The sequence below is a fragment of the Streptomyces sp. NPDC005794 genome (assembly GCF_042871445.1).
In the GTDB taxonomy this organism is placed as follows: Bacteria; Actinomycetota; Actinomycetes; order Streptomycetales; family Streptomycetaceae; genus Streptomyces.
On the sequence record NZ_JBIAIN010000001.1, the window covers coordinates 445,298 to 463,476 of the forward strand.

Below are 18,179 nucleotides of genomic sequence, written 5' to 3' on the forward strand. Positions count from 1 at the left end.
CGGTCTCGCCAGCTTCTTATTGTACCCAACCCCATGTGACAGTATGGCCAACTTGCCCTGAATCAGCTCTAGTTCACCCCCGTAGCTCGCCGACACCGCCAGGTCGAACGTGGTGTCTTTGGCCTGTTCCCAAGGAAGTACCGGTAGTCCTGCCTGCGCCAACAGCTCGGGCACTCCCGCCAGAAAGGGCGAGGAGCCGGTGCATGCGGCGAACAACTGCACGCGAAGGTCGCTGTGGAACAAAGGGAGTACGTCCAGCAGGCGAGTCGCGGACGTCACGTTGTGCACGATGAGCAAGACACGACGGCAGCCCGCGCGGGTGACCCACCGCGCCGCGTCCCCGCCCACGGGAACTCGCAACCGCGCCGCGCCACCTGTCACGCTCGTCCGTCCCCTTGCCTTGGTCGAGTTTGCCGCCAATGACGTCTCACCCGATGGTATCGATGCGGATGTTCGATGAACCCCCGGGCTGGAGAGCTTCTGCGGGCAGGGCGCGCGTACCTTGCCCAAGCGCAAGCCAACGCCCGCATGACCCAGGAACTGGGCCCAGGTCGCGGTGACGGAGGCGAGGGCAGCCTTGCGGAAGAAGGTCCGCGGTCCTGGTCGGGTGGAATGGTCTCGGCGGGATGACCCACCCGCGCTCCGTCGGTAGCCCAGGCAGACAGTCTTCCTGGCTGACATCTGGAAATCTATGCTGACTGAGGTAGACATTGGGGTGCGGGGTGGTTATGGTTTCTCTCGTACCCAAGAAGGACAGCAGGGCCTGGCAGGGATGAACTGCCGGGCAGCAGTAATCAGCAGTTGCAGTGCGCAGGACGGTGCGGTGGTGGAGTTCCGAAGCCGGGGTTGTTGCAGGATGGCGACGGGGCTGGCGACCGGACCGGGTGGCCCGCAGTTTTCAGGGGCTGCTGTGAGCAGAACCGCAGGACGCAAGTGCAGTCCGCAGTACCAGTGGTCCCTCGGTAAATGGCGTCAGGCTGCGGCGCGCGTACCGGGAAGTTCGGCAGTGGGGTTCTAAGCCAGAGCATATGCAGGACGGGCGACGGGGCTGGCTGCCGAAGTGGCGCTGTGAGAGGCCACCAGGAGTACGAGAATAGTTTCCCCAGAGGGAAAGAACGGAGGAGTTGAGCGCCATCAGGATCGCCCGGGCGGAAGTTTTGGGCCCGGGTACCGCAGGACATCGTGAGTGAGGTGGTCTCCGGTCGAGCAACCGCGATCCCCGCAACCCCCGGACCTCTTCCCGGCAGGTATGCGGAAACACAGAGCCGGCGTAGCCGTTCAAGGCCGGCTGATGGTGTAGTAGTTCCTTCGGGGCCCTGGTGCCAATGGCACCAGGGCCCCTCCGACGCGTGTTCCACAGGAAGGTACAGATGACAGCAGACGACTCGTTCGGCCGTCTCGACGACGATGACTACCCCGCTTACACCATGGGCCGGGCAGCCGAGATGCTCAACACCACGCAAGGGTTCCTCCGCGCCATCGGCGAAGCGCGCCTCATCACGCCCCTGCGCTCCGCGGGCGGCCATCGCCGCTACTCCCGCTACCAGCTCCGCATCGCCGCCCGCGCCCGCGAACTCGTCGACGCCGGCACCCCGATCGAGGCCGCCTGCCGCATCGTCATCCTTGAGGACCAACTCGAAGAAGCCCAGCGCATCAACGCCGAACACCACCGGGACACCAAGCCGCCCAGCACACCGCCCGCGGCCTGAAGCCCTGCGCGTCCGGTGGAAAACCGACAGGTGCCGAACCCACCTGCCGGAAGTGCGCTCAAGGGCCGTCTCCCCCTGCGGTTGTCATGCTCGATCGAATGATCTGCGGGTTGACTTCAGCACGGTGAAGGGCTTCGGCTGCAGCGCCCAGGGCAGCTTCCCGGACGCGTACTGCTCAGTTCGTGCTGTGCCCTTCGGGCTGCCGCGAGCTCCAGGCGGGTCAGGCCGTGATGTGTGACGACGCCCCGGGCCGGACAGCCCCCAGCCCACGAACATCGGCCGCGCCCCTGGGCTGTTCGGCCGCAGGTCCGCCCTCCCCGGCCCTTCGTCCTGACGGGCGACGCGCTGGTGAGCTGACCTGCATTCGAGTGGTCGGCATCCTTGCGCCGTGAAGGGTGAGCATCCTTCCTGCAACGCTGTGCTCGGGGTGGGCCAATATCTATGGCCACGGCGTGAGGGTTCAATGCGCCGTGCCGGGAGTGTTTTTACCGCAGCAAAGAGAGTGGAATTATTCACCGTACGCGGACCATTACGGCATGCTACTGTCGATCTCAGTTGCAGTCGTGGTTCCCAAAACTTCAAGCTTCGGCATGGGTATTTTCAACCAGTAGAAGCTTCATTGTATTTCCGGTTTCCCTCCGGGCGGGGCATCATCGCGGCGACGCGGCATCCGTGCATGACGGATCTCGACGTACCTGCCCCCGAAGGAGATATGACATGGCGTCAGGCACCGTGAAGTGGTTCAACGCAGCCAAGGGTTTCGGCTTCATCGAGCAGGACGGTGGCGGCGCTGACGTGTTCACCCACTTCTCGAACACCGCCGCCCAGGGCTTCCGCGAGCTGCTCGAAGGCCAGAAGGTCACCTTCGGCATCGCACCGGGTCAGAAGGGCCCGACGGCCGGGAACATCGTTCCCGCCTGACGCTGACGCGCACTTCGTAGCTGGGGCCCGCATCCTTCGGGGTGCGGGCCCCAGCTCCGGGCATTCTCCCGGAGTGGTGCCACCTGCGGCAGAACCTCCGCCCTCAGAGTCTTCTTGCTGCCCACTCCTTCGGAGTCCCACCCGCCGGTGGAACTGGATTCCTCGCCCCTATGGCGTCGCTCATTCCATGGTCTGCATCCCACTCCGGGATCAACCGCAGATCTCATTTATTTTCGCATTCCGCTCGGCCCGTTCTTGTGATTCCCCGCGCTGTTCCTCCGCTGCGGGAATTCCTTGATACGTGCCGTATCAAGGAAGGTTCTGAATGAACCCCACACGTACGAGCAACCGCTCTTCCCGCAGCCGTACCGCCGACTCCGGCCGGGGCGGTAGCCGCTTCAACTCGACCGCCCCGACCCGTTCCGCTGCCCCGGCCCGTTCCGGCGGTTCGGGCCGCTCGGGTGGCCAGGGGCGGCGGCCTGCCGGCGGCCAGGGCGAGTTCGCTCTGCCGGTCACGGTCACTCCCGCGCTGCCCGCCGTCGAGGCGTTCGCCGACCTCGACATGCCGGGGCAGCTGCTGGCGGCGCTGACCGCGCAGGGGGTGAGCGTTCCGTTCCCGATCCAGGGTGCGACCCTGCCCAACACCCTCGCGGGCCGCGACGCCCTGGGACGCGGGCGTACCGGCTCCGGCAAGACCCTCGCCTTCGGCCTGGCCCTGCTCGCCCGCACCGCCGGTCAGCGTGCCGAGCCCCGCCAGCCGCTGGCCCTGGTCCTCGTGCCGACGCGCGAGCTGGCTCAGCAGGTGACCGACGCGCTCACCCCGTACGCCCGCTCGGTGAGGCTGCGCCTGGCCACCGTCGTCGGCGGAATGTCGATCGGCAGGCAGGCCAACGCGCTGCGCGGTGGTGCCGAGGTGGTCGTGGCGACGCCGGGCCGGCTCAAGGACCTCATCGACCGTGGTGACTGCCGGCTTGACCAGGTCGCGATCACCGTGCTGGACGAGGCCGACCAAATGGCTGACATGGGCTTCATGCCCCAGGTCACCGAGCTTCTGGACCAGGTCCGACCCGAGGGTCAGCGGATGCTGTTCTCCGCCACCCTGGACCGTAACGTCGACCGCTTGGTCCGCCGCTACCTCAGCGACCCGGTCGTCCACTCCGTCGACCCCTCCGCAGGAGCGGTCACGACGATGGAGCACCACGTGCTGCACGTCCACGGCACCGACAAGCATCGGACGACGACCGAGATCGCGGCGCGCGAAGGCCGGGTGATCATGTTCCTGGACACCAAGCGGGCCGTGGACAAGCTCACCGACCACCTGCTGGCCAGCGGTGTGAGGGCCGCCGCACTGCACGGCGGGAAGGCGCAGTCGCAGCGCACCCGGACCCTGACCCAGTTCAAGACCGGACATGTCACCGTGCTCGTGGCGACGAACGTCGCCGCCCGCGGCATCCACGTCGACAACCTCGACCTCGTCGTCAACGTCGACCCGCCGACCGACCACAAGGACTACCTCCACCGCGGCGGCCGTACCGCACGGGCAGGGGAGTCCGGCAGCGTCGTCACCCTGGTCACCCCCAACCAGCGCCGCGACATGACCCGCCTCATGACCGCTGCCGGCATCGTGCCCCAGACCACCCAGGTCCGCTCCGGCGAGGAGGCACTCGGCCGGATCACCGGTGCCCAGGCCCCTTCCGGTATTCCGGTGACGATCACCGCGCCGGTGGTCGAGCGGCGCCGACGCAGCGCGTCTTCACGCGGCCGGCGCAGCCCCGCCTCGGCGGCCCGGCGCGTGACCGCGCATCAGTCCTCCTTCGACGCGGCTGCCTGAAACGTCGTGATCCGTAAGCTGACCCATCTGTGCAGGAGGCACCTTTTGACGCTGGTCCAGATGCAGCCGGGCCCGACGCACGCCACTCCCGTAGGCAGGACGGTGGCCGACGTGATGGAGACCGCCGGGCCGCAGGTCTGCGACGACATGACCGTCGAGGTGGCCCTGGCGGTCATGGCCAGTGCTCGTACCGGGCATCTGCTCGTCTGCGACGACAGCGGCCTGTGTACCGGACTGGTCACCCAGTCCCGGCTCGCAGCAGTTCGTGACGGCGCCGCGTACTCGGACAGGGTCCAGCTGCGGGACATCCTCGGCGACCGAGGGCCGTTCACCTCACCGGTGACCACCATGGCCGAAGCCGGGCACATGATGCACCACAGCGACGTCGATGCCCTGCCTGTGGTCGACGAACACGGCAGTGCCCTGGGCGTCCTCGCCCTCGCCCGCTGAGCTGTCCCATCCGCGGCAGAACCACTACCGCTCCGTTCCTCTTCCTGTGAGGCATCATGCGCTGTGTCATCGCCCGCTTCCCGTTCGACCTGACCAAGAGCGGCGTCCTGGAATCGATGAAGGGCATCAAGCCCGAGCAGTCGTCCGGCGAGTCCGTGATCATCGGCCGACGCACCTACCCCGTCAAACAGGTCGGCCAGGTCATCACACGCCAGGACCGCCGCGACTTCAGCGCAGGAGAAGTCCTGCGGGCCATGACCCAGCTCGGCTTCACCTGCCGCGGTCCAGCCCCGGCCCCCGCACCCACTCGGGTTCTCGACCCGTTGCAGCAGGCGTCCGCGATGCTCGGCGCCCCTGTGGCCGCCTGACCGACGGGCAGGCGCGAGCCGTCAGCGAGCAGCGGTGAGGGTCCGGCCGACGCACTCCGGCCGGACCCTCACCGCGTACCCAGGTGTCCCGGCGAGGCAGCGGGTCAGTGGTCGGAGTAGCTGAAGTCGCCCATCGTCCAGGCGCTGACGTCCTCGATCGCGACCCGGTACATCCCGCCCGTCTCCGGGATCCCCACCGTGCCCTGCAGAATCCGCGCCACATGGAAGTGCAGATGCGTGGGCGGCCCTTCCTCGGGTGCAGCGGTGGTGAACATGGCGGAGAAGTCGCTCAGGCGGGCCGAGTCCGCGAGGACTTCCGACACCCGCTGCCTCCAGACCGCTTCGGGAGCCAGCCGGCCCGTGACAACAGCACCACCGGCGACCACGGTCAACGACATCTGATTGCTGCGCCCGGACTCCACCAGGGCGGCAACGTCAACAAGCAGCGCGTCAGGCTTCGACATGGGGCCGATTATATTCGTCGACCATCGGCCTGCTTTCCTGCGGTGCCGCTCCGGGCAGGACGGCGCTGAGGCCCTGTCGCTGAAGGCGCTGAACCGCCTGTGAGTGGCACGGCAGCCACCCATTCTCCGCCTGGTCCGAGGGGGGACGAGTCGGCTTACCTCCGTGTCGAGTCGCGCCGCTGCTTGGGAAGACCGTGAGGTTAGACCAGCCCGCTCCAACAGCGGAGCTCCCGTGGTGAGGATGTCTTGGAGTGACAGACCTCTTCTACGGCAGCTCCGCTGTTCTGCCTACCGTCCTTGACAATCGAGCCCCACAGCTCACTGAACGGCGCCGGGTCTAGAACGGCGTCAGTGTCAGCCGGGCCCCCGTGGGCGCGGTGTCCTGGATGTACGAGGCGAAGTCGGCCACGTCGTCGAAGGCGAAGCCGTACGCCTTGCCGTCCACGGTCGCCGCGTGGATGGCCGCCGAGTAGTGGTTGGTCAGCGGCGAGGACCGGTAGAAGGTGGCGGGGTCCGTGGTGGGCTGGGCCGGGTTGCTGACCAGCGTGGAGCGGTTGAAGCCCGCGCCCAGGACGGCGGCCACGGGGCCGGTGGTGCCGTCGTTGGGGGCGGCCAGGTTGCCGTCGCAGAAGAGCACGTCGCGGGTGGTCGGCCTGCTGAAGGAGACCGACGCCGGGCCGTCGAACACGAACTGGTCGCCGCGGACCCGGCCGGTGAAGGCGCCCGCGTTGGTGGTCACCGTGAGGTCCTTGCCCGTGTAGGTGCTCCACACCTCGTCGATGTACGGGGCGAGGTAGTCCTTGTCGAAGATCCCCGCGTCGAGGCCGTGGCCGGGAGCGATGATGCGCCGGTCGCTCACCACGAGGGGGGCGAACTCCGGGATCTCGCTGACAGCCGCGAAGGCCTGTGCGCGTCCGCCGTCGCGCAGGGTGCCGACGGTCTGGTCCTTGGAGCCGGTCAGACCGATGCTCAGGGGGACGCTGAACATGTCGACCATGGTGGTGTTGCAGTACATCCCGGAGGAGTTGTACGTGAACTCCGCACAGTCGTGCAGCACGGAGTAGTTGGGGTCGGAGGTCACCCAGCCCGCGGGGTACTGGAGTGAGGCGTTGCCGTTCCCGTCCGCCACCGCCTTGAACTTCAGCTTGTCGCCGAGGGCGACGTAGATGCGGCCGGACATGTACGGCAGAGACAGCTTCGTCTCGCCGCTGCCGGACAGGGCTATGGCGTAGTCGGTGAAGCCGTCGGCGCCGTTGTCCGAGAGGGAGATCGGGGCCAGGTCGCCCTCGGGCGTGACCCGGACCTGCTTGCCGTCCTGGTTGCCCACGATGTAGACGAACACCGAGGAGTTGGCGAACGAACCGGAGTTGTTGACGATCGTCAGCGGCAGGGCACCGGCGGCCCCGGCCTTCGTGCCGGCGTCGTCCGAGTCGATCGTGGCGAGGGCGTGCGGAGCGATCACGGCGATGGCGGGGACGGCCACAGCGGCTCCGGCCAGTGCGGTGAGCAGCTTGCGGCGGGAGACGTTGCGCTGGTGGCGGGGGGTCATGTGAGGGGCTTCCTTCGTTCGGGTAGGTGGGGGGACGTTAGCCCGACGGGTGGGTGGGGGGCCGGGGTTCCGAGGGTCAGCCGACGGTCCACTTCTGGTTCGTCGCGCCGGTGCACGTCCAGATCTGGAGCCGGGTGCCGTCGGCCGAGGAACCGCCCGTGGCGTCGAGGCACTTGTCCGCCCCGGTGTTGGTCAGGTCGCCGGCCTGGGTGTGGACCCACTTCTGGGCCGCGGTGCCGTTGCAGGTGTAGAGCTGGACGTCGGCGCCGTCAGCGGTGGAACCACCCTGCACGTCCAGGCACTTGCCCAGCGCGCGCACGCTTCCGTCGTCCGCCAGGGTCCACTTCTGGGCGTCGACGCCGTTGCAGTCGTGCAGCTGGATCGGGGTGCCGTCGGAGTTCGACGCGCCCGCGACGTCGACGCACATGCCGCCGATTCCCTTGATCGGGCCGGTGGTGCCTGTGCCGCCGCCGGAACCGTCCGAGGCGGAGACCCGTACGTAGTCGACGGTCATGGTCTGCGGGAAGGCGGTGGAACCGTCGGGGCTGCCGGGCCAGTTACCGCCGACGGCCAGGTTCAGGATGATGAAGAAGGGATGGTCGAAGACCCACTTGTTGCCGTTCACATCGGCGGGAGTGCGCGTCTGGTAGGTCTGACCGTCCACCGACCAGACGAGGGCTTCCGGGCTCCAGTCCACCGCGAAGGTGTGGAACTCGTCGGCGAAGGCCTTGCCGTCCGGCAGGCTGTACGAGGCGCCGATGCCGGCACCGCCCGAGTAGCCGGGACCGTGGATGGTGCCGTGGACGGTGCTGGGCTCCTTGCCGACGTTCTCCATGATGTCGATCTCGCCGCTGTTCGGCCATCCCACGCTGCCGAGGTCGTCGCCGAGCATCCAGAAGGCCGGCCAGATGCCCTGGCCGCGCGGAATCTTGATCCGGGCCTCGTAGCGGCCGTACGCCTGCGTGAAGGTCTTCGCGGTGTTCAGCCGCGCGGAGGTGTACTGGCAGGTCCCGTACCAGCACTGGAGGCCGGAGTCGCTGTTCTTGCGAGCGGTGATCACCAGGTTCCCGTTGCCGTCCAGGGACGCGTTCCGGGTGCTGTCGGTGTAGTACTGCAACTCGTTGTTGCCGTTGCCCGAACCGCCCGTCTCCAGAGTCCACTTCGAGGAGTCCGGCGCGCTGCCTGCGGCGCCGTCGAACTCGTCGGCCCACGTCTGTTCGGCGGTGGGGGCGGCGTTGGCCCGGGTGGTGGCGGGCCCGGTGGTGGTGATCAGGAAAGCGGCGGTGAGTGCGGCGGAGAGCAGGACGACCAGTCCGCCTAGTGACCATCTGCGTGCGCGGTGAGCGGCCATGGACTACGTACCTTTTCTGTGGGGAAGAGCAGGACGCGGAGCCGGCGGGGACGTGCGGAGGGGCGTGCGGGAGCGCGTTCCGAGAGCGCTTTCGTCCTGCGGTGGTCGGCGCCGGCGGAGCCTGATGCTACGCAGTCGCCTCGGCTCGGCCAACTGTGGTTTCCACGATGAAAAGCGCCCTGACCTGCGGTTACTTGAGGGAGTGCGGTGAGGTAGGGATCGCTTAAGGCGTTTTTAATTCGGACTTAAGGCCGAAGGCGCCGTCGGACTCCCGCAGCTGACCTCGCCGGCTTCGCGCGCGAGGTCAGCGACCCCTCGACGCCGTACGGGCACCGCGAACGGGGAGCGGCACCGGCGCCGGGAGCGGTTGAGGAGGTCAGGCCGCCGGCGAGGCGACCAGCTCCGCCGCCTCGTCCAGCACCGCCCTCTCGTGGGCGGTGAGCTGAGGGTTCGTCGCGCGCAGGGCGGTGGCGCGGGCGAGGGCGTCGATGGGTACACCGCCGTCGCCCTCGAACCGGGAGAGCAGCGCCGGCAGCAGGTCCCGGACCTGAGCGCCCGCGGGGAACGAGGGGTCGAGGGCCGCCTGGGCGAGGATCAGTGAGGTCATGGCCCGGTCCAGCGCGGGCGGCCCCTCGTCCGCCGTCAGCCAGTCGATCACCCGGGGCCCCTCGGGTGTCAGAATCACGTTCTCCGGGTGCAGGTCCAGGTGCAGAATCCGGTCCCCGGGGTCCTGGGAGAGCCGTGGAGGGATCGCGTGCAGCTCCCGCAGCAGCCGGGCCAGCAGGTCAGCGCCCGCGCTTTCGGAGACCGTGCCGGCCAGCAGCGCCTCGGCCAGTGTCGGGCCGGTCAGCCGCTGCACCACCAGGTCCGTGGGGAGCGAGTCCTCGGCCGGCGGACCGATACGCGGGACCGGGAAGCCCGAGGCCGAGAGGTACGACATCACGGCCAGCTCACCGGTGGTGTCGATGCCGTGGCGGTAGCGGCGCAGGACCCAGGGGCCGTCGAGTGCGTACACGTCGGCGGTGCGGCCCGAGCCCAGGAGTGCGCCTATATGCATGAGGAAAACCTACCCGCGCCGGTGCCGCCCGGGGAGTCACCAGCGCATGTGAACATCCTCGGCCCAGCCCAGCAGGTGTTCCACGGCGATCTCGTCTCCGTGGTCCGTACGGATCCGGCCGTCGTAGTGTCCGAAGCACTGGTCGGTGCGGTTGGCGATCAGCCCGGCGTCCGTGTGCACGGCCCGGTTGTGGAACGGCGTGAACGTGAGATCCACCTGACCGGACGAAGGCGTACGGAGGGTCCAGGGGGCCAGCGGGTCGGTGACGGACCACTGCCAGTCCAGCTCTTCGCCGATCTTGGTGAGCCGTCCGTCCACGCAGAGGCCGTTCTCGGTGGAGCCGGTGCCCTCCGTCCAGCGTCCGCCGAACTGCAGGCCGACGGTGTGCCCGTCCGTGCGGCCGGACGCGGCGCCCCAGTTCCAGTCGACCGTACGGGGCCAGCGCCCGCGGCCGTGGTCCAGGACGGCCCAGGTGTCGTTGTCCTCCCCGCCGCCGAACGTCAGGATCTCGCTGCCGACGCGTACCCGGCCGGAGGCGGGGAGCGCGGTGTGCTTGGAGGTGTACTGGAAGCGCTGCTCGCTCCATGGCACGACCACGGAGAGCGACTCGTGTCCTTCCGGCCGTGACACCAGGAGGCCGACCTCCAGCGGCAACCGGTCCGGGGTCAGGCAGCGGGCACGCAGCCTCGTTCCGGCGTTCTCGTCACGGATCTCGATACGCACCTTGCCCCCGGTCGGGCGGGCGGGTCCGACGATCACGTCCTCCGAGCCCGGCGCCCCGGCGACGGCGTCCGGGAGGCGGACGCCCCGGCCGGCGGGGACGACCGAGGAGCACTCGAACTCGCGTCCGCCGGGGCCGAATTCCAGCACGTAGACCGTGTTCAAGGCCAGGAAGTCGAGGTCGCTCACGGTCAGGGCCACCAGATGGGTGGGTGTGGTCACGCACCAGTACTCCCACCGCTTCGTCCTGCCCCAGCCCCGCAGGTTGGCCCGGTGCAGCGGTTTCCTGGACCAGCCGACCGCTGCCGGATTCAAGCTGCCGTCGGGCAGACAGAGGTCGACGGGCTCGGTGATCTCGTGCTCGTGCGTCGCCATGGCCGGAGCCTATAGCGGCACGAGCGGGCTACTTGGCATCCGAATAGCGCTCGACGACGGCCGTGCTGAACGGGAACCGCACCGGCGTCTCCCCGAACGCGACCCGCCCGGCCAGTTCCCCGGCCGCGCGGATCGCCTCCACCACCGCGGGCGCCTCTCCGGCCGGGCAGTGCACGATCACCTCGTCGTGCTGGAAGAACACCAGTTCCGCCCGCATCCCCCCGGCGGCGAGCGTCCGCCGCAGCGCGGCGAGGAGCAGCAGCGCCCAGTCCGCGGCGCTGCCCTGGACCACGAAGTTGCGGGTGAAGCGGCCCCGCGCCCGGGCGTTCGACGAGGCGTAGCCCGGGGTGATGCCGTATCCGCCGGAGCTCTCCCCGGCCGGGGGCTCCTCGCTCTCCTGCGGGATGCCCGCCTCACCGTCCTCGCCCGCCCCTGCGGCGGGCGGGCTCGTGCGGCCCAGCCAGGTCCGGACGAGGCGGCCCTCCTCGCCGGCCTTCGCCGCGTCGTCGACGTAGGAGACGGCGTGCGGGAACCGCCGCCGGAGCGCTGCCAGGTTCTTCAGGCCGTCGCCCGAGGTCTGCCCGTAGATCGCGCCCAGCAACGCCAGCTTGGCGTGGTCGCGGTCGCCGTGGAACGCCCGGTCGGACAGTGCCTTGTAGAGATCGCCCTCGTGTCCGGCCACCTCCATCAGCCCCTGGTCGCGGGAGATCGCGGCCAGCACGCGCGGCTCCATCTGGTCGGCGTCCGCCACGACCAGCCGCCAGCCCTCGTCGGCGACGACCGCCCGGCGTATCACCTTGGGGATCTGCAGCGCCCCGCCGCCGTTGGTCGTCCAGCGCCCGCTGACCGTGCCTCCCGGCTGGTACTCGGGGCGGAAACGGCCCTCGCGCACCCAGTCCTGGAGCCAGCTCCAGCCGTGCGCCGTCCAGACGCGGTACAGCTTCTTGTAGCGGATCAGCGGCTCCACCGCCGGGTGGTCGAGCTCCTCCAGCTCCCACCGCCGGGTCGACCTCACCTTGATCCCGGCCTGCGCGAACGCCTTCACGACATCGGCCGGCAGGTCGGGCCGGACCCGTCTGCCGAACGCCGCCGACACCTCGTCCGCGGCCTCGGCCAGTCTGCGGGGCTCGCCGCCGCCCGCGTAGCGCTCGCCGAGCAGGTCGTTCAGCACGTCGCGGTGCACATCGGCGCGCCAGGGGAGCCCGGATCTGTTCATCTCGGCGGCGACCAGCATGCCCGCGGACTCGGCGGCCGTGAGCAGCCGCATCCTGCCGGGGTGCTCCGTCGCCTCGTGCCGGCGCAGCTGCTCCGCGTAGACCTGGAGCAGCGCCTCGAACGGCAGGTCGGCGCCGGAGCGCGGCTCGAAGAGGGAGGACTGGGAGCCGGGCTCGGCCGAGCGGGGCGGCGGATCGGGCGGCACCGGGGCGTGCCGCAGCCGGGCCCAGGCCGCCGCGGCGGAGCGGGGCTCCCCGAGTCGCCCCTCGTGGCCGAGCAGCAGCAGCTCGGCGCACTCGATGTCGTAGCACCGCTCGACCCGCACCCCCGCCGCGAGCAGCCGGGGGTAGATTCCGGCGGTCGAACGCCAGACCCAGCGGATCACCTCGGGGCGGGTGCGGACGGACTCGACGAGGTCCGGCTCGGTCAGGACGGGACCGGCGGGCAGGCCGTCGCGTGTCAGCGGCACGAGGAGCGCGCCGCCCCCTTCCGCACTGGCCAGAGCCCAACGTTCGGTCATGGGCCGAGTCTTGCACCCGGCACTGACAGCGGGCCCCGCTCGCCGGGCGGGCGTGTCCGACTGCCGCGAGGATCGGAGTGCGGTGCGCGCGGCGCGTACCGGGAACGCGGCAGGCGGCGGAGGAGACGGTGATGGAAGCGATCGTGTACGAGGAGTTCGGCGGCCCCGAGGTCCTGCGCCGGGCCCAGGTCGAGGACGTCCACCCGGGCCCCGGGCAGATCCGGGTGGCGGTCAGGGCCGCCGGGGTCAATCCGGTCGACCACAAGATCCGCAACGGCTGGATGGAGGCGGCGTTCCCCACCCCGCTGCCCGCCACGCCCGGCAGCGAGTTCGCCGGGGTCGTCGACGAGACCGGTGCGGGGGTCACGGAGTTCGCGGCCGGCGACGAGGTGCTCGGCCGGAGCGCGACCGGCGCGTACGCGGCGTACGTCCTGGCCGATGTGGGAGCGGTGGCTCCGAAGCCGGAGGGACTGGGCTGGGCGGAGGCCGCCGCGCTGCCCGTCGCGACCCTGACCGCCGCCCGGGTGCTCGACGAGCTCGCGGTGGCCGCGGGCGAGACCCTGCTGGTGCACGGGGCGTCCGGCGCCGTCGGGTCCGCCGCCGTCCAGCTGGCCGCGGCTCGGGGCGCCACCGTCGTCGGGACCGCCTCTCCGGCCAACCACGACTATCTGCGGGTGCTCGGCGCGATCCCGGTGGCGTACGGGGCGGGGCAGGTGGACCGGGTGCGGGAGGCCGCGCCGCAGGGAGTGGACGCGGTGCTCGACGCGGCGGGCAAGGGCGCGCTGGCGGACTCGGTGGAGCTGCGCGGCGGCACGGCCGACCGGATCGTCACCATCGCCGACCCGGACGCGGCTCACTACGGGGTGGCCTTCTCGGCGGGCGGCGGGAGCCGCCCGGACGAGGGAAGGCGGCTCGCGGAGTACGCGGAGGCGGCGGCGGCCGGCGGCCTGCGGATCCCTGTCGAGCGGGCATTCGCGCTGCGTGAGGCGGCGCGGGCCCAGGAACTGAGCGAGGCCGGACACGTGCGCGGCAAGCTCGTCCTGCTCCCCGGGGAGCACTGAGCGCCCGGCCGCCGCCTACCCTGGCCTGATGGAATCGGTGATCGACCGGGCGTGCGCCGCGGCCCTGTACGCGGAGGGCGACACGGGCCTGGACACCGGCGCTTCCCTCCTCGCGGCGGACCCGTCCGCCGACGAGGAGCTGCACCGCCGGGGCGAGGAGTTCGTCCGGCGGGCCTGGGCACGCGGTTGGCAGCCCGCCGACGTCGTACGGACCGTCCGGCGCGAGCTGGACGGTCCGTACGACGTGACCGCGCTCGCCGCCGCCCTGATCACGGCGGAGACGGCACGGTACGGGCAGCTGCCCCCGCGCTGGGCGGACCAGCTCGCCGCGCTGCCCGCCCCGGCGCCGCGCAACCGGCCCGACCGCTTCACGTACGCCTCCGCGCTGCTGGAGCTGTACCGGCTGCTGCTGCGGCTCCCGGTCATCGAGCCGGTCGGGCCGCTGCCCGGCACCTCCACCGACGCTCTTCACCGGCCGCCGGCCCACGGTGAACCCCGCATGCTCACCAGGATCCGGGCGCTGCTCGCGAAGGCGGAGGCGACCGGTTTCCCGGAGGAGGCCGAGGCGCTCACCACCAAGGCGCAGGAGCTGATGGCCCGGCACAGCATCGACGAGGCGCTCCTCGCCGCCCGTACGCACAGCGCCGACGAGCCGGGGGCGGTCCGGATCGGTGTGGACGCCCCGTACGAGAGCGCGAAGGCCGTCCTGCTGGACTCCGTCGCCTCGGCGAACCGCTGCCGTGCCGTGTGGAACAGCGATCTCGGTTTCACCACGGTCGTGGGTTTCGAGCCGGACCTGGAGGCGGTGGAGCTGCTCTTCACCTCCCTCCTGGTGCAGGGCACCGCCGCGATGACGAAGGCGGAGGCCGGACAGCGGGCCGGCGGGCGCAAGCGGACCAAGACCTTCCGGCAGTCCTTCCTGATGGCGTACGCCCAGCGGCTCGGCAGCCGTCTCGCGGCGGACACCGCGCGGGTCACCGCCGCGGCCGGCTCCGGGGCCGGCTCCGCAGGCCGCGGCGGTGACGCCGGAGCTCTGCTGCCGGTCCTGGCGGCCAGGGACGTCGCCGTCACCGGCACGGCCGAGCGGATGTTCCCGAGGACCACCACGACCCGGCTGCGCGGGGCGACGGACGCGGAGGGCTGGACCCATGGCACGGCTGCGGCCGACCGGGCCAGGATGGGCGGAAGAGGGCCCGAAATCAACCGTTAGGTCAGTGGGCGGCATAAGTCGGGGTTGTCGGGGAATCCGGCTAGTCTCGGTCCATGAGCTGGCTCCGGGCGCTGAAGGAGACGGCCCGCTCGGGGCTGACGATCGAGCGGCGGCGTCTCGAACCGCTCATCGCCGTCCGCGGCGCCGCGGGCCTCGCGCTCGTCGTCGGGGTGAGCCTGGCGCTCTTCGGCCCGGTGATCGCCGCCGGGTCCGCGTTCGGCGCGTTCCAGGCCGCCATCGCGACCTTCCAGCGCAGCTGGCGCCCCCGGCCCGTGCTCGCCCTGGTCTCCGGGGCCAGTCTGGCGGTGTCGACTTTCGTCGGCTACGTCACGGTGTCCCACACCCTGCTGTTCCTGGCCCTGCTCGTCCTCTGGACGTTCGCCGCCGGGATGGCCTGGGCGGCGGGCCCGACGGGCGGCATCATCGCCGGCTCCAACGTGGCGATCATGCTGGTCACGATCACCCTGCCCACCTCCGTCGCCGACGCCGCCGCCCATGCCGCGATGATGGCGTTCGGCGGGATCGTCCAGGCGGCACTGATCGTGCTGTTCCCGGTCCGCAGGTGGGGCGCCCAGCGCGACGCGCTCGCCGACGCCCTGGCCGGCGTGGCCGACTACGCCCGCAGGCTGCGGCAGGACCCGGTGGCGCCCTTCGACCCTGTACCGCTGATGACCGCGCGCAACGCCGCCGCCGTCACCCCCGGCCAGGCCCGGCGCCGGCCCGCCGACCTGCACGGCGCGCGCGGGGTCGCCGAACGGCTGCGGCCGGTCCTCGCCTCGCTGGCGGATCCCGCGCTCGGGGTCCCGGCCGAGGGCCCCGAGCGCTACTGGGCGCGGGAGATCCTCGGCGCCGCCGGATCCCTGCTCGACTCCGCGGCCCGGGCGGTACGCCACGGCGACCCGGTGCGACTGGACGAGACGGCGCTGTCCGTGCTGAAGTCCCCCGACACCGAGGTCATCCTCACCGGCCCGCCCCGCCGGGCCGCCGACCGGCTCACCTCGCTGCTCGCCGATGTCATCGAGATCGCCGAGGGGACCGGCACGGACGACCGGACGCCCGGTGAGCCGCTCGTCCCGCACCGCCGCCGGCCCACCCTGCTGCGGCTGGTCCCCGTCGTCTACGCCTCGACGCGCCGCGAACTGCGCCGGGGGTCGACGATCCTGCGTCACGCGGTCCGGGTGTCGGCCGTGGCGGCTGCGGGATATCTCATGGGGTCGGTGCTGCCGTTCGGCCACGGCTACTGGGCGCCGATGACGGCCGTGATGGTGATGCGCCCGGAGTTCACCCAGACGTACTCGCGGTCCGTGGCCCGCTTCCTGGGCACCGTGCTCGGCGTCGCCCTCGCCACCGGCATCGTGCAGACCGCACACCCGAACGCGGAGCTCTCCGCCGTGCTCGCCGTCGTCAGCGCCGCTCTGATGTACCTGCTGATGCGCACCGGATACGCGGTCAGCCAGGTCTGTGTCTCCGCCTACGTCGTCTTCCTGCTCGGTATGGCGGGCGACGACTGGTCGCAGACCGTGACCGAGCGGGTGGTGCTGACCCTCATCGGCGGGGTCCTCGCGATGGTGGCGTACGCCCTCTATCCGGCCTGGGAGACCCCGCGGCTGCGCGACCGGCTCGCCAACTGGGTCATCACGGACGGGCGTTACGCGGCCACGGTCCTCGACCGGTACGCCGATCCCGCGTCCAGGAGCCTGGCGGACGTGCGCGCCGCCCTCCTCACCACCCGTGAGGCCCGCGTCGCCTGGCAGGAGGCGCTGGAGACGGCCCGGCACGAGCCCGTACGCCACCGGGGCATCTCCCGGACCTCCGCGGCGGACGCCCAGGACGCGCTCGCCCAGTTCGGCCGGGTCACCATGCTCATGGAGGCCCATCTGCCCGCCGCGTCCGCCACTCCCGTACCCGAGGCCGCCGGGCTGGCCGACGCGCTGCGCCGGGCCACCGAGGAGGGGGCGAAGGCGGTGCGGGAGCGCCGCGTCCCGGACTGGGAGCCGGTCAGGGAGGCGCTGGCGCGCCGGGACGCCGCCCCGGGGGCGGCGCCCGACCCCTTCGTACGCAACGGGGCCACTCTGCTGCTCCGCGCCCTGGACGACTTCTCGCGGTCCCTGGAGATCAGCAGTGGACGGGCCTGAGCCTGACCATAGGGAGTTCCCCGTTGTGGATTCATGGCCGGAAGACCGCGCCGTACCAGGGCTGAACTGAACAACTCGGGGTAGCGGGAGCTAAATTGGCGTGCCGTTCGTCTGTTCCTCATAGAAGGGGGAGGGGGAACGGACGGTGAGCGGATCAGCGGTAAAACTGTAATCGCGTGCACACCAGGCGTGCACGTGCATCTGCTCATGCATTGGCATATGAACACAGCTATGATCCGAGCTAGTTGACATTTGCACCTTGCAACTCGGGGAGCGTCCTGTGCACCACGTGTACAACGGCATGGCGGCCACAGAGCTTCGCGGGGTCGTCTGGCAGAAGAGCAGACACAGCAACTCCCAGGGATCATGCGTGGAGTTCGCGAAACTGCCCGGCGGGAATGTGGCGATGCGGAACTCGCGCCACCCCGACGGGCCCGCGCTGGTCTATACGCCGGCGGAGATCGAGGCGCTGCTGCTGGGCGTCAAGGACGGGGAGTTCGACCACCTGGCCGCAGGCGGCTGACCGCACGGCTGACCGCCGGCCGGGCCTTATGTGTGCCGTATGCCGGTATGTGCCCCTGAGGGGGTGCCTTACTGCACGACGTCAGGGAAGGCGTCGACCGGAACGGGTCGCTCCGGCGCCGTGCGGTCCGTCAGCCGGAACAGCGCCCAGACCACCTTGCCGAAACCCCCGTCGGGCGGCGTGTCCCCGGCCGGTACGGGGGAGGGGTGCCAGCCCCAGCTGTCGCTGAACGACTCCACAAGGAACAGGCCCCGGCCGGATTCGGCCGATTCCGGCGCCTCGCCGGTGACGGGCCCCTTCTCGCTGGGATCACGCACCGCGCACACCAGGCGTGAGGTCCAGCGCATCAGGTGCAGCCGTACGGAGCGGTCCTGGCGCTCCCGTGCGGCGTCGGCCGGGAGGGCGTGCCGCAGCGCGTTGGTGACCAGCTCGGACACGACCAGGGCGACGTCGTCGAAGCGGTCGCCCAGATCCCAGGAGTTCAACGTCGTACGGGTGAATCGCCGTGCCCCGCCCACCGCTTCGTACCGGGCCGGCAGCGTGCAGTAGGCCGAACCGGCGACCGCCGAGGGGTCGATGGGGGGAAGCCCCTGCCGTAACGGCTCGAGCATCGTCGATCCATTCGTCCCCATACGAGGCACTCCCGGGATTCGCGGCTGTAGCGGCACTGCTTCTGGCGGGCACTGCGGGTACAGCGGCACAACACGAACGAGCGCGCAG

16 protein-coding genes and 1 pseudogene are annotated in these 18,179 nt (G+C 70.7%); 9 read left to right on the plus strand and 8 right to left on the minus strand.

Annotated features, from left to right (window positions below):
- Window positions 1–381, minus strand: a pseudogene (locus tag ACFYQ5_RS02070) (hypothetical protein); the annotation flags it as partial.
- Between the two features lie 989 nt (window positions 382–1,370).
- On the opposite strand from ACFYQ5_RS02070, the gene ACFYQ5_RS02075 reads away from it, so the two are divergent.
- The 5 genes from ACFYQ5_RS02075 to ACFYQ5_RS02095 all read left to right on the plus strand — a co-directional run bounded on the left by ACFYQ5_RS02075 (window position 1,371) and on the right by ACFYQ5_RS02095 (window position 5,279).
- On the plus strand, window positions 1,371–1,709 hold the full coding sequence (locus tag ACFYQ5_RS02075) for a MerR family transcriptional regulator (RefSeq protein ID WP_389191696.1): 339 nt from the start codon (window positions 1,371–1,373) through the stop codon (window positions 1,707–1,709).
- 717 nt (window positions 1,710–2,426) lie between these two features.
- Window positions 2,427–2,630 (plus strand): cold-shock protein, encoded by a 204-nt coding sequence (locus tag ACFYQ5_RS02080; RefSeq protein WP_389191699.1) that lies wholly within the window; start codon window positions 2,427–2,429, stop codon window positions 2,628–2,630.
- A gap of 325 nt (window positions 2,631–2,955) precedes the next feature.
- Window positions 2,956–4,461, plus strand: a complete 1,506-nt coding sequence (locus tag ACFYQ5_RS02085) for a DEAD/DEAH box helicase (RefSeq protein ID WP_389191702.1) — start codon at window positions 2,956–2,958, stop codon at window positions 4,459–4,461.
- A 45-nt stretch (window positions 4,462–4,506) separates the two neighbouring features.
- Entirely contained in the window at window positions 4,507–4,911 is a 405-nt protein-coding gene (locus ACFYQ5_RS02090; protein ID WP_389191705.1) for a CBS domain-containing protein, read from the plus strand.
- 56 nt (window positions 4,912–4,967) lie between these two features.
- The gene (locus ACFYQ5_RS02095; RefSeq protein ID WP_389191708.1) at window positions 4,968–5,279 is read left to right on the plus strand and encodes an SCO5918 family protein; all 312 of its coding nucleotides are present in this window, start codon (window positions 4,968–4,970) and stop codon (window positions 5,277–5,279) included.
- Window positions 5,280–5,383: 104 nt separating this feature from the next.
- Here the strand turns inward: ACFYQ5_RS02095 and ACFYQ5_RS02100 are convergent, their stop codons facing one another.
- The 6 genes from ACFYQ5_RS02100 to ACFYQ5_RS02125 all read right to left on the minus strand — a co-directional run bounded on the left by ACFYQ5_RS02100 (window position 5,384) and on the right by ACFYQ5_RS02125 (window position 12,530).
- Window positions 5,384–5,743, minus strand: coding sequence for a hypothetical protein (locus ACFYQ5_RS02100; protein ID WP_389191711.1), 360 nt, complete (start codon window positions 5,741–5,743; stop codon window positions 5,384–5,386).
- A 337-nt stretch (window positions 5,744–6,080) separates the two neighbouring features.
- Window positions 6,081–7,292: a beta-1,3-glucanase family protein gene (locus tag ACFYQ5_RS02105; RefSeq protein ID WP_389191713.1), complete on the minus strand. Its 1,212-nt coding sequence runs from the start codon at window positions 7,290–7,292 to the stop codon at window positions 6,081–6,083.
- Window positions 7,293–7,368: 76 nt separating this feature from the next.
- On the minus strand, window positions 7,369–8,643 hold the full coding sequence (locus tag ACFYQ5_RS02110; protein ID WP_389191716.1) for a family 16 glycosylhydrolase: 1,275 nt from the start codon (window positions 8,641–8,643) through the stop codon (window positions 7,369–7,371).
- Window positions 8,644–9,019: 376 nt separating this feature from the next.
- Window positions 9,020–9,700, minus strand: a complete 681-nt coding sequence (locus ACFYQ5_RS02115; protein ID WP_389191719.1) for a phosphotransferase — start codon at window positions 9,698–9,700, stop codon at window positions 9,020–9,022.
- A 36-nt stretch (window positions 9,701–9,736) separates the two neighbouring features.
- On the minus strand, window positions 9,737–10,795 hold the full coding sequence (locus ACFYQ5_RS02120) for a DUF2804 domain-containing protein (RefSeq protein WP_389191722.1): 1,059 nt from the start codon (window positions 10,793–10,795) through the stop codon (window positions 9,737–9,739).
- Between the two features lie 28 nt (window positions 10,796–10,823).
- The gene (locus ACFYQ5_RS02125) at window positions 10,824–12,530 is read right to left on the minus strand and encodes a bifunctional 3'-5' exonuclease/DNA polymerase (RefSeq protein ID WP_389191724.1); all 1,707 of its coding nucleotides are present in this window, start codon (window positions 12,528–12,530) and stop codon (window positions 10,824–10,826) included.
- A 131-nt stretch (window positions 12,531–12,661) separates the two neighbouring features.
- Between ACFYQ5_RS02125 and ACFYQ5_RS02130 the strand changes: the two genes are divergently transcribed.
- The 4 genes from ACFYQ5_RS02130 (at window position 12,662) to ACFYQ5_RS02145 (ending at window position 17,459) form a co-directional block, all read left to right on the plus strand.
- Window positions 12,662–13,591: an NADP-dependent oxidoreductase gene (locus ACFYQ5_RS02130; protein ID WP_389191727.1), complete on the plus strand. Its 930-nt coding sequence runs from the start codon at window positions 12,662–12,664 to the stop codon at window positions 13,589–13,591.
- Between the two features lie 28 nt (window positions 13,592–13,619).
- Complete coding sequence (locus ACFYQ5_RS02135) at window positions 13,620–14,801, plus strand: DUF2786 domain-containing protein (RefSeq protein ID WP_389191730.1); 1,182 nt, start codon at window positions 13,620–13,622, stop codon at window positions 14,799–14,801.
- 53 nt (window positions 14,802–14,854) lie between these two features.
- Entirely contained in the window at window positions 14,855–16,936 is a 2,082-nt protein-coding gene (locus tag ACFYQ5_RS02140; RefSeq protein ID WP_389191732.1) for an FUSC family protein, read from the plus strand.
- Between the two features lie 280 nt (window positions 16,937–17,216).
- Window positions 17,217–17,459 carry a DUF397 domain-containing protein gene (locus ACFYQ5_RS02145; RefSeq protein WP_033296523.1) on the plus strand — a complete coding sequence of 81 codons (243 nt, stop codon included), beginning with the start codon at window positions 17,217–17,219 and terminating at the stop codon, window positions 17,457–17,459.
- 68 nt (window positions 17,460–17,527) lie between these two features.
- Here the strand turns inward: ACFYQ5_RS02145 and ACFYQ5_RS02150 are convergent, their stop codons facing one another.
- Window positions 17,528–18,070, minus strand: a complete 543-nt coding sequence (locus ACFYQ5_RS02150; RefSeq protein WP_389191735.1) for an ATP-binding protein — start codon at window positions 18,068–18,070, stop codon at window positions 17,528–17,530.
- Window positions 18,071–18,179: the final 109 nt, after the last annotated feature.

Bases quoted from the DNA above. Each gene is read 5' to 3' on its own strand.
- ACFYQ5_RS02075 (WP_389191696.1), top strand. From the start codon at position 1,371: ATGACAGCAGACGACTCGTTCGGCCGTCTCGACGACGATGACTACCCC.
- ACFYQ5_RS02080 (WP_389191699.1), top strand. From the start codon at position 2,427: ATGGCGTCAGGCACCGTGAAGTGGTTCAACGCAGCCAAGGGTTTCGGC.
- ACFYQ5_RS02085 (WP_389191702.1), top strand. From the start codon at position 2,956: ATGAACCCCACACGTACGAGCAACCGCTCTTCCCGCAGCCGTACCGCC.
- ACFYQ5_RS02095 (WP_389191708.1), top strand. From the start codon at position 4,968: ATGCGCTGTGTCATCGCCCGCTTCCCGTTCGACCTGACCAAGAGCGGC.
- ACFYQ5_RS02100 (WP_389191711.1), bottom strand. From the start codon at position 5,743: ATGTCGAAGCCTGACGCGCTGCTTGTTGACGTTGCCGCCCTGGTGGAG.
- ACFYQ5_RS02105 (WP_389191713.1), bottom strand. From the start codon at position 7,292: ATGACCCCCCGCCACCAGCGCAACGTCTCCCGCCGCAAGCTGCTCACC.
- ACFYQ5_RS02110 (WP_389191716.1), bottom strand. From the start codon at position 8,643: ATGGCCGCTCACCGCGCACGCAGATGGTCACTAGGCGGACTGGTCGTC.
- ACFYQ5_RS02115 (WP_389191719.1), bottom strand. From the start codon at position 9,700: ATGCATATAGGCGCACTCCTGGGCTCGGGCCGCACCGCCGACGTGTAC.
- ACFYQ5_RS02120 (WP_389191722.1), bottom strand. From the start codon at position 10,795: ATGGCGACGCACGAGCACGAGATCACCGAGCCCGTCGACCTCTGTCTG.
- ACFYQ5_RS02125 (WP_389191724.1), bottom strand. From the start codon at position 12,530: ATGACCGAACGTTGGGCTCTGGCCAGTGCGGAAGGGGGCGGCGCGCTC.
- ACFYQ5_RS02130 (WP_389191727.1), top strand. From the start codon at position 12,662: ATGGAAGCGATCGTGTACGAGGAGTTCGGCGGCCCCGAGGTCCTGCGC.
- ACFYQ5_RS02135 (WP_389191730.1), top strand. From the start codon at position 13,620: ATGGAATCGGTGATCGACCGGGCGTGCGCCGCGGCCCTGTACGCGGAG.
- ACFYQ5_RS02140 (WP_389191732.1), top strand. From the start codon at position 14,855: ATGAGCTGGCTCCGGGCGCTGAAGGAGACGGCCCGCTCGGGGCTGACG.
- ACFYQ5_RS02150 (WP_389191735.1), bottom strand. From the start codon at position 18,070: ATGCTCGAGCCGTTACGGCAGGGGCTTCCCCCCATCGACCCCTCGGCG.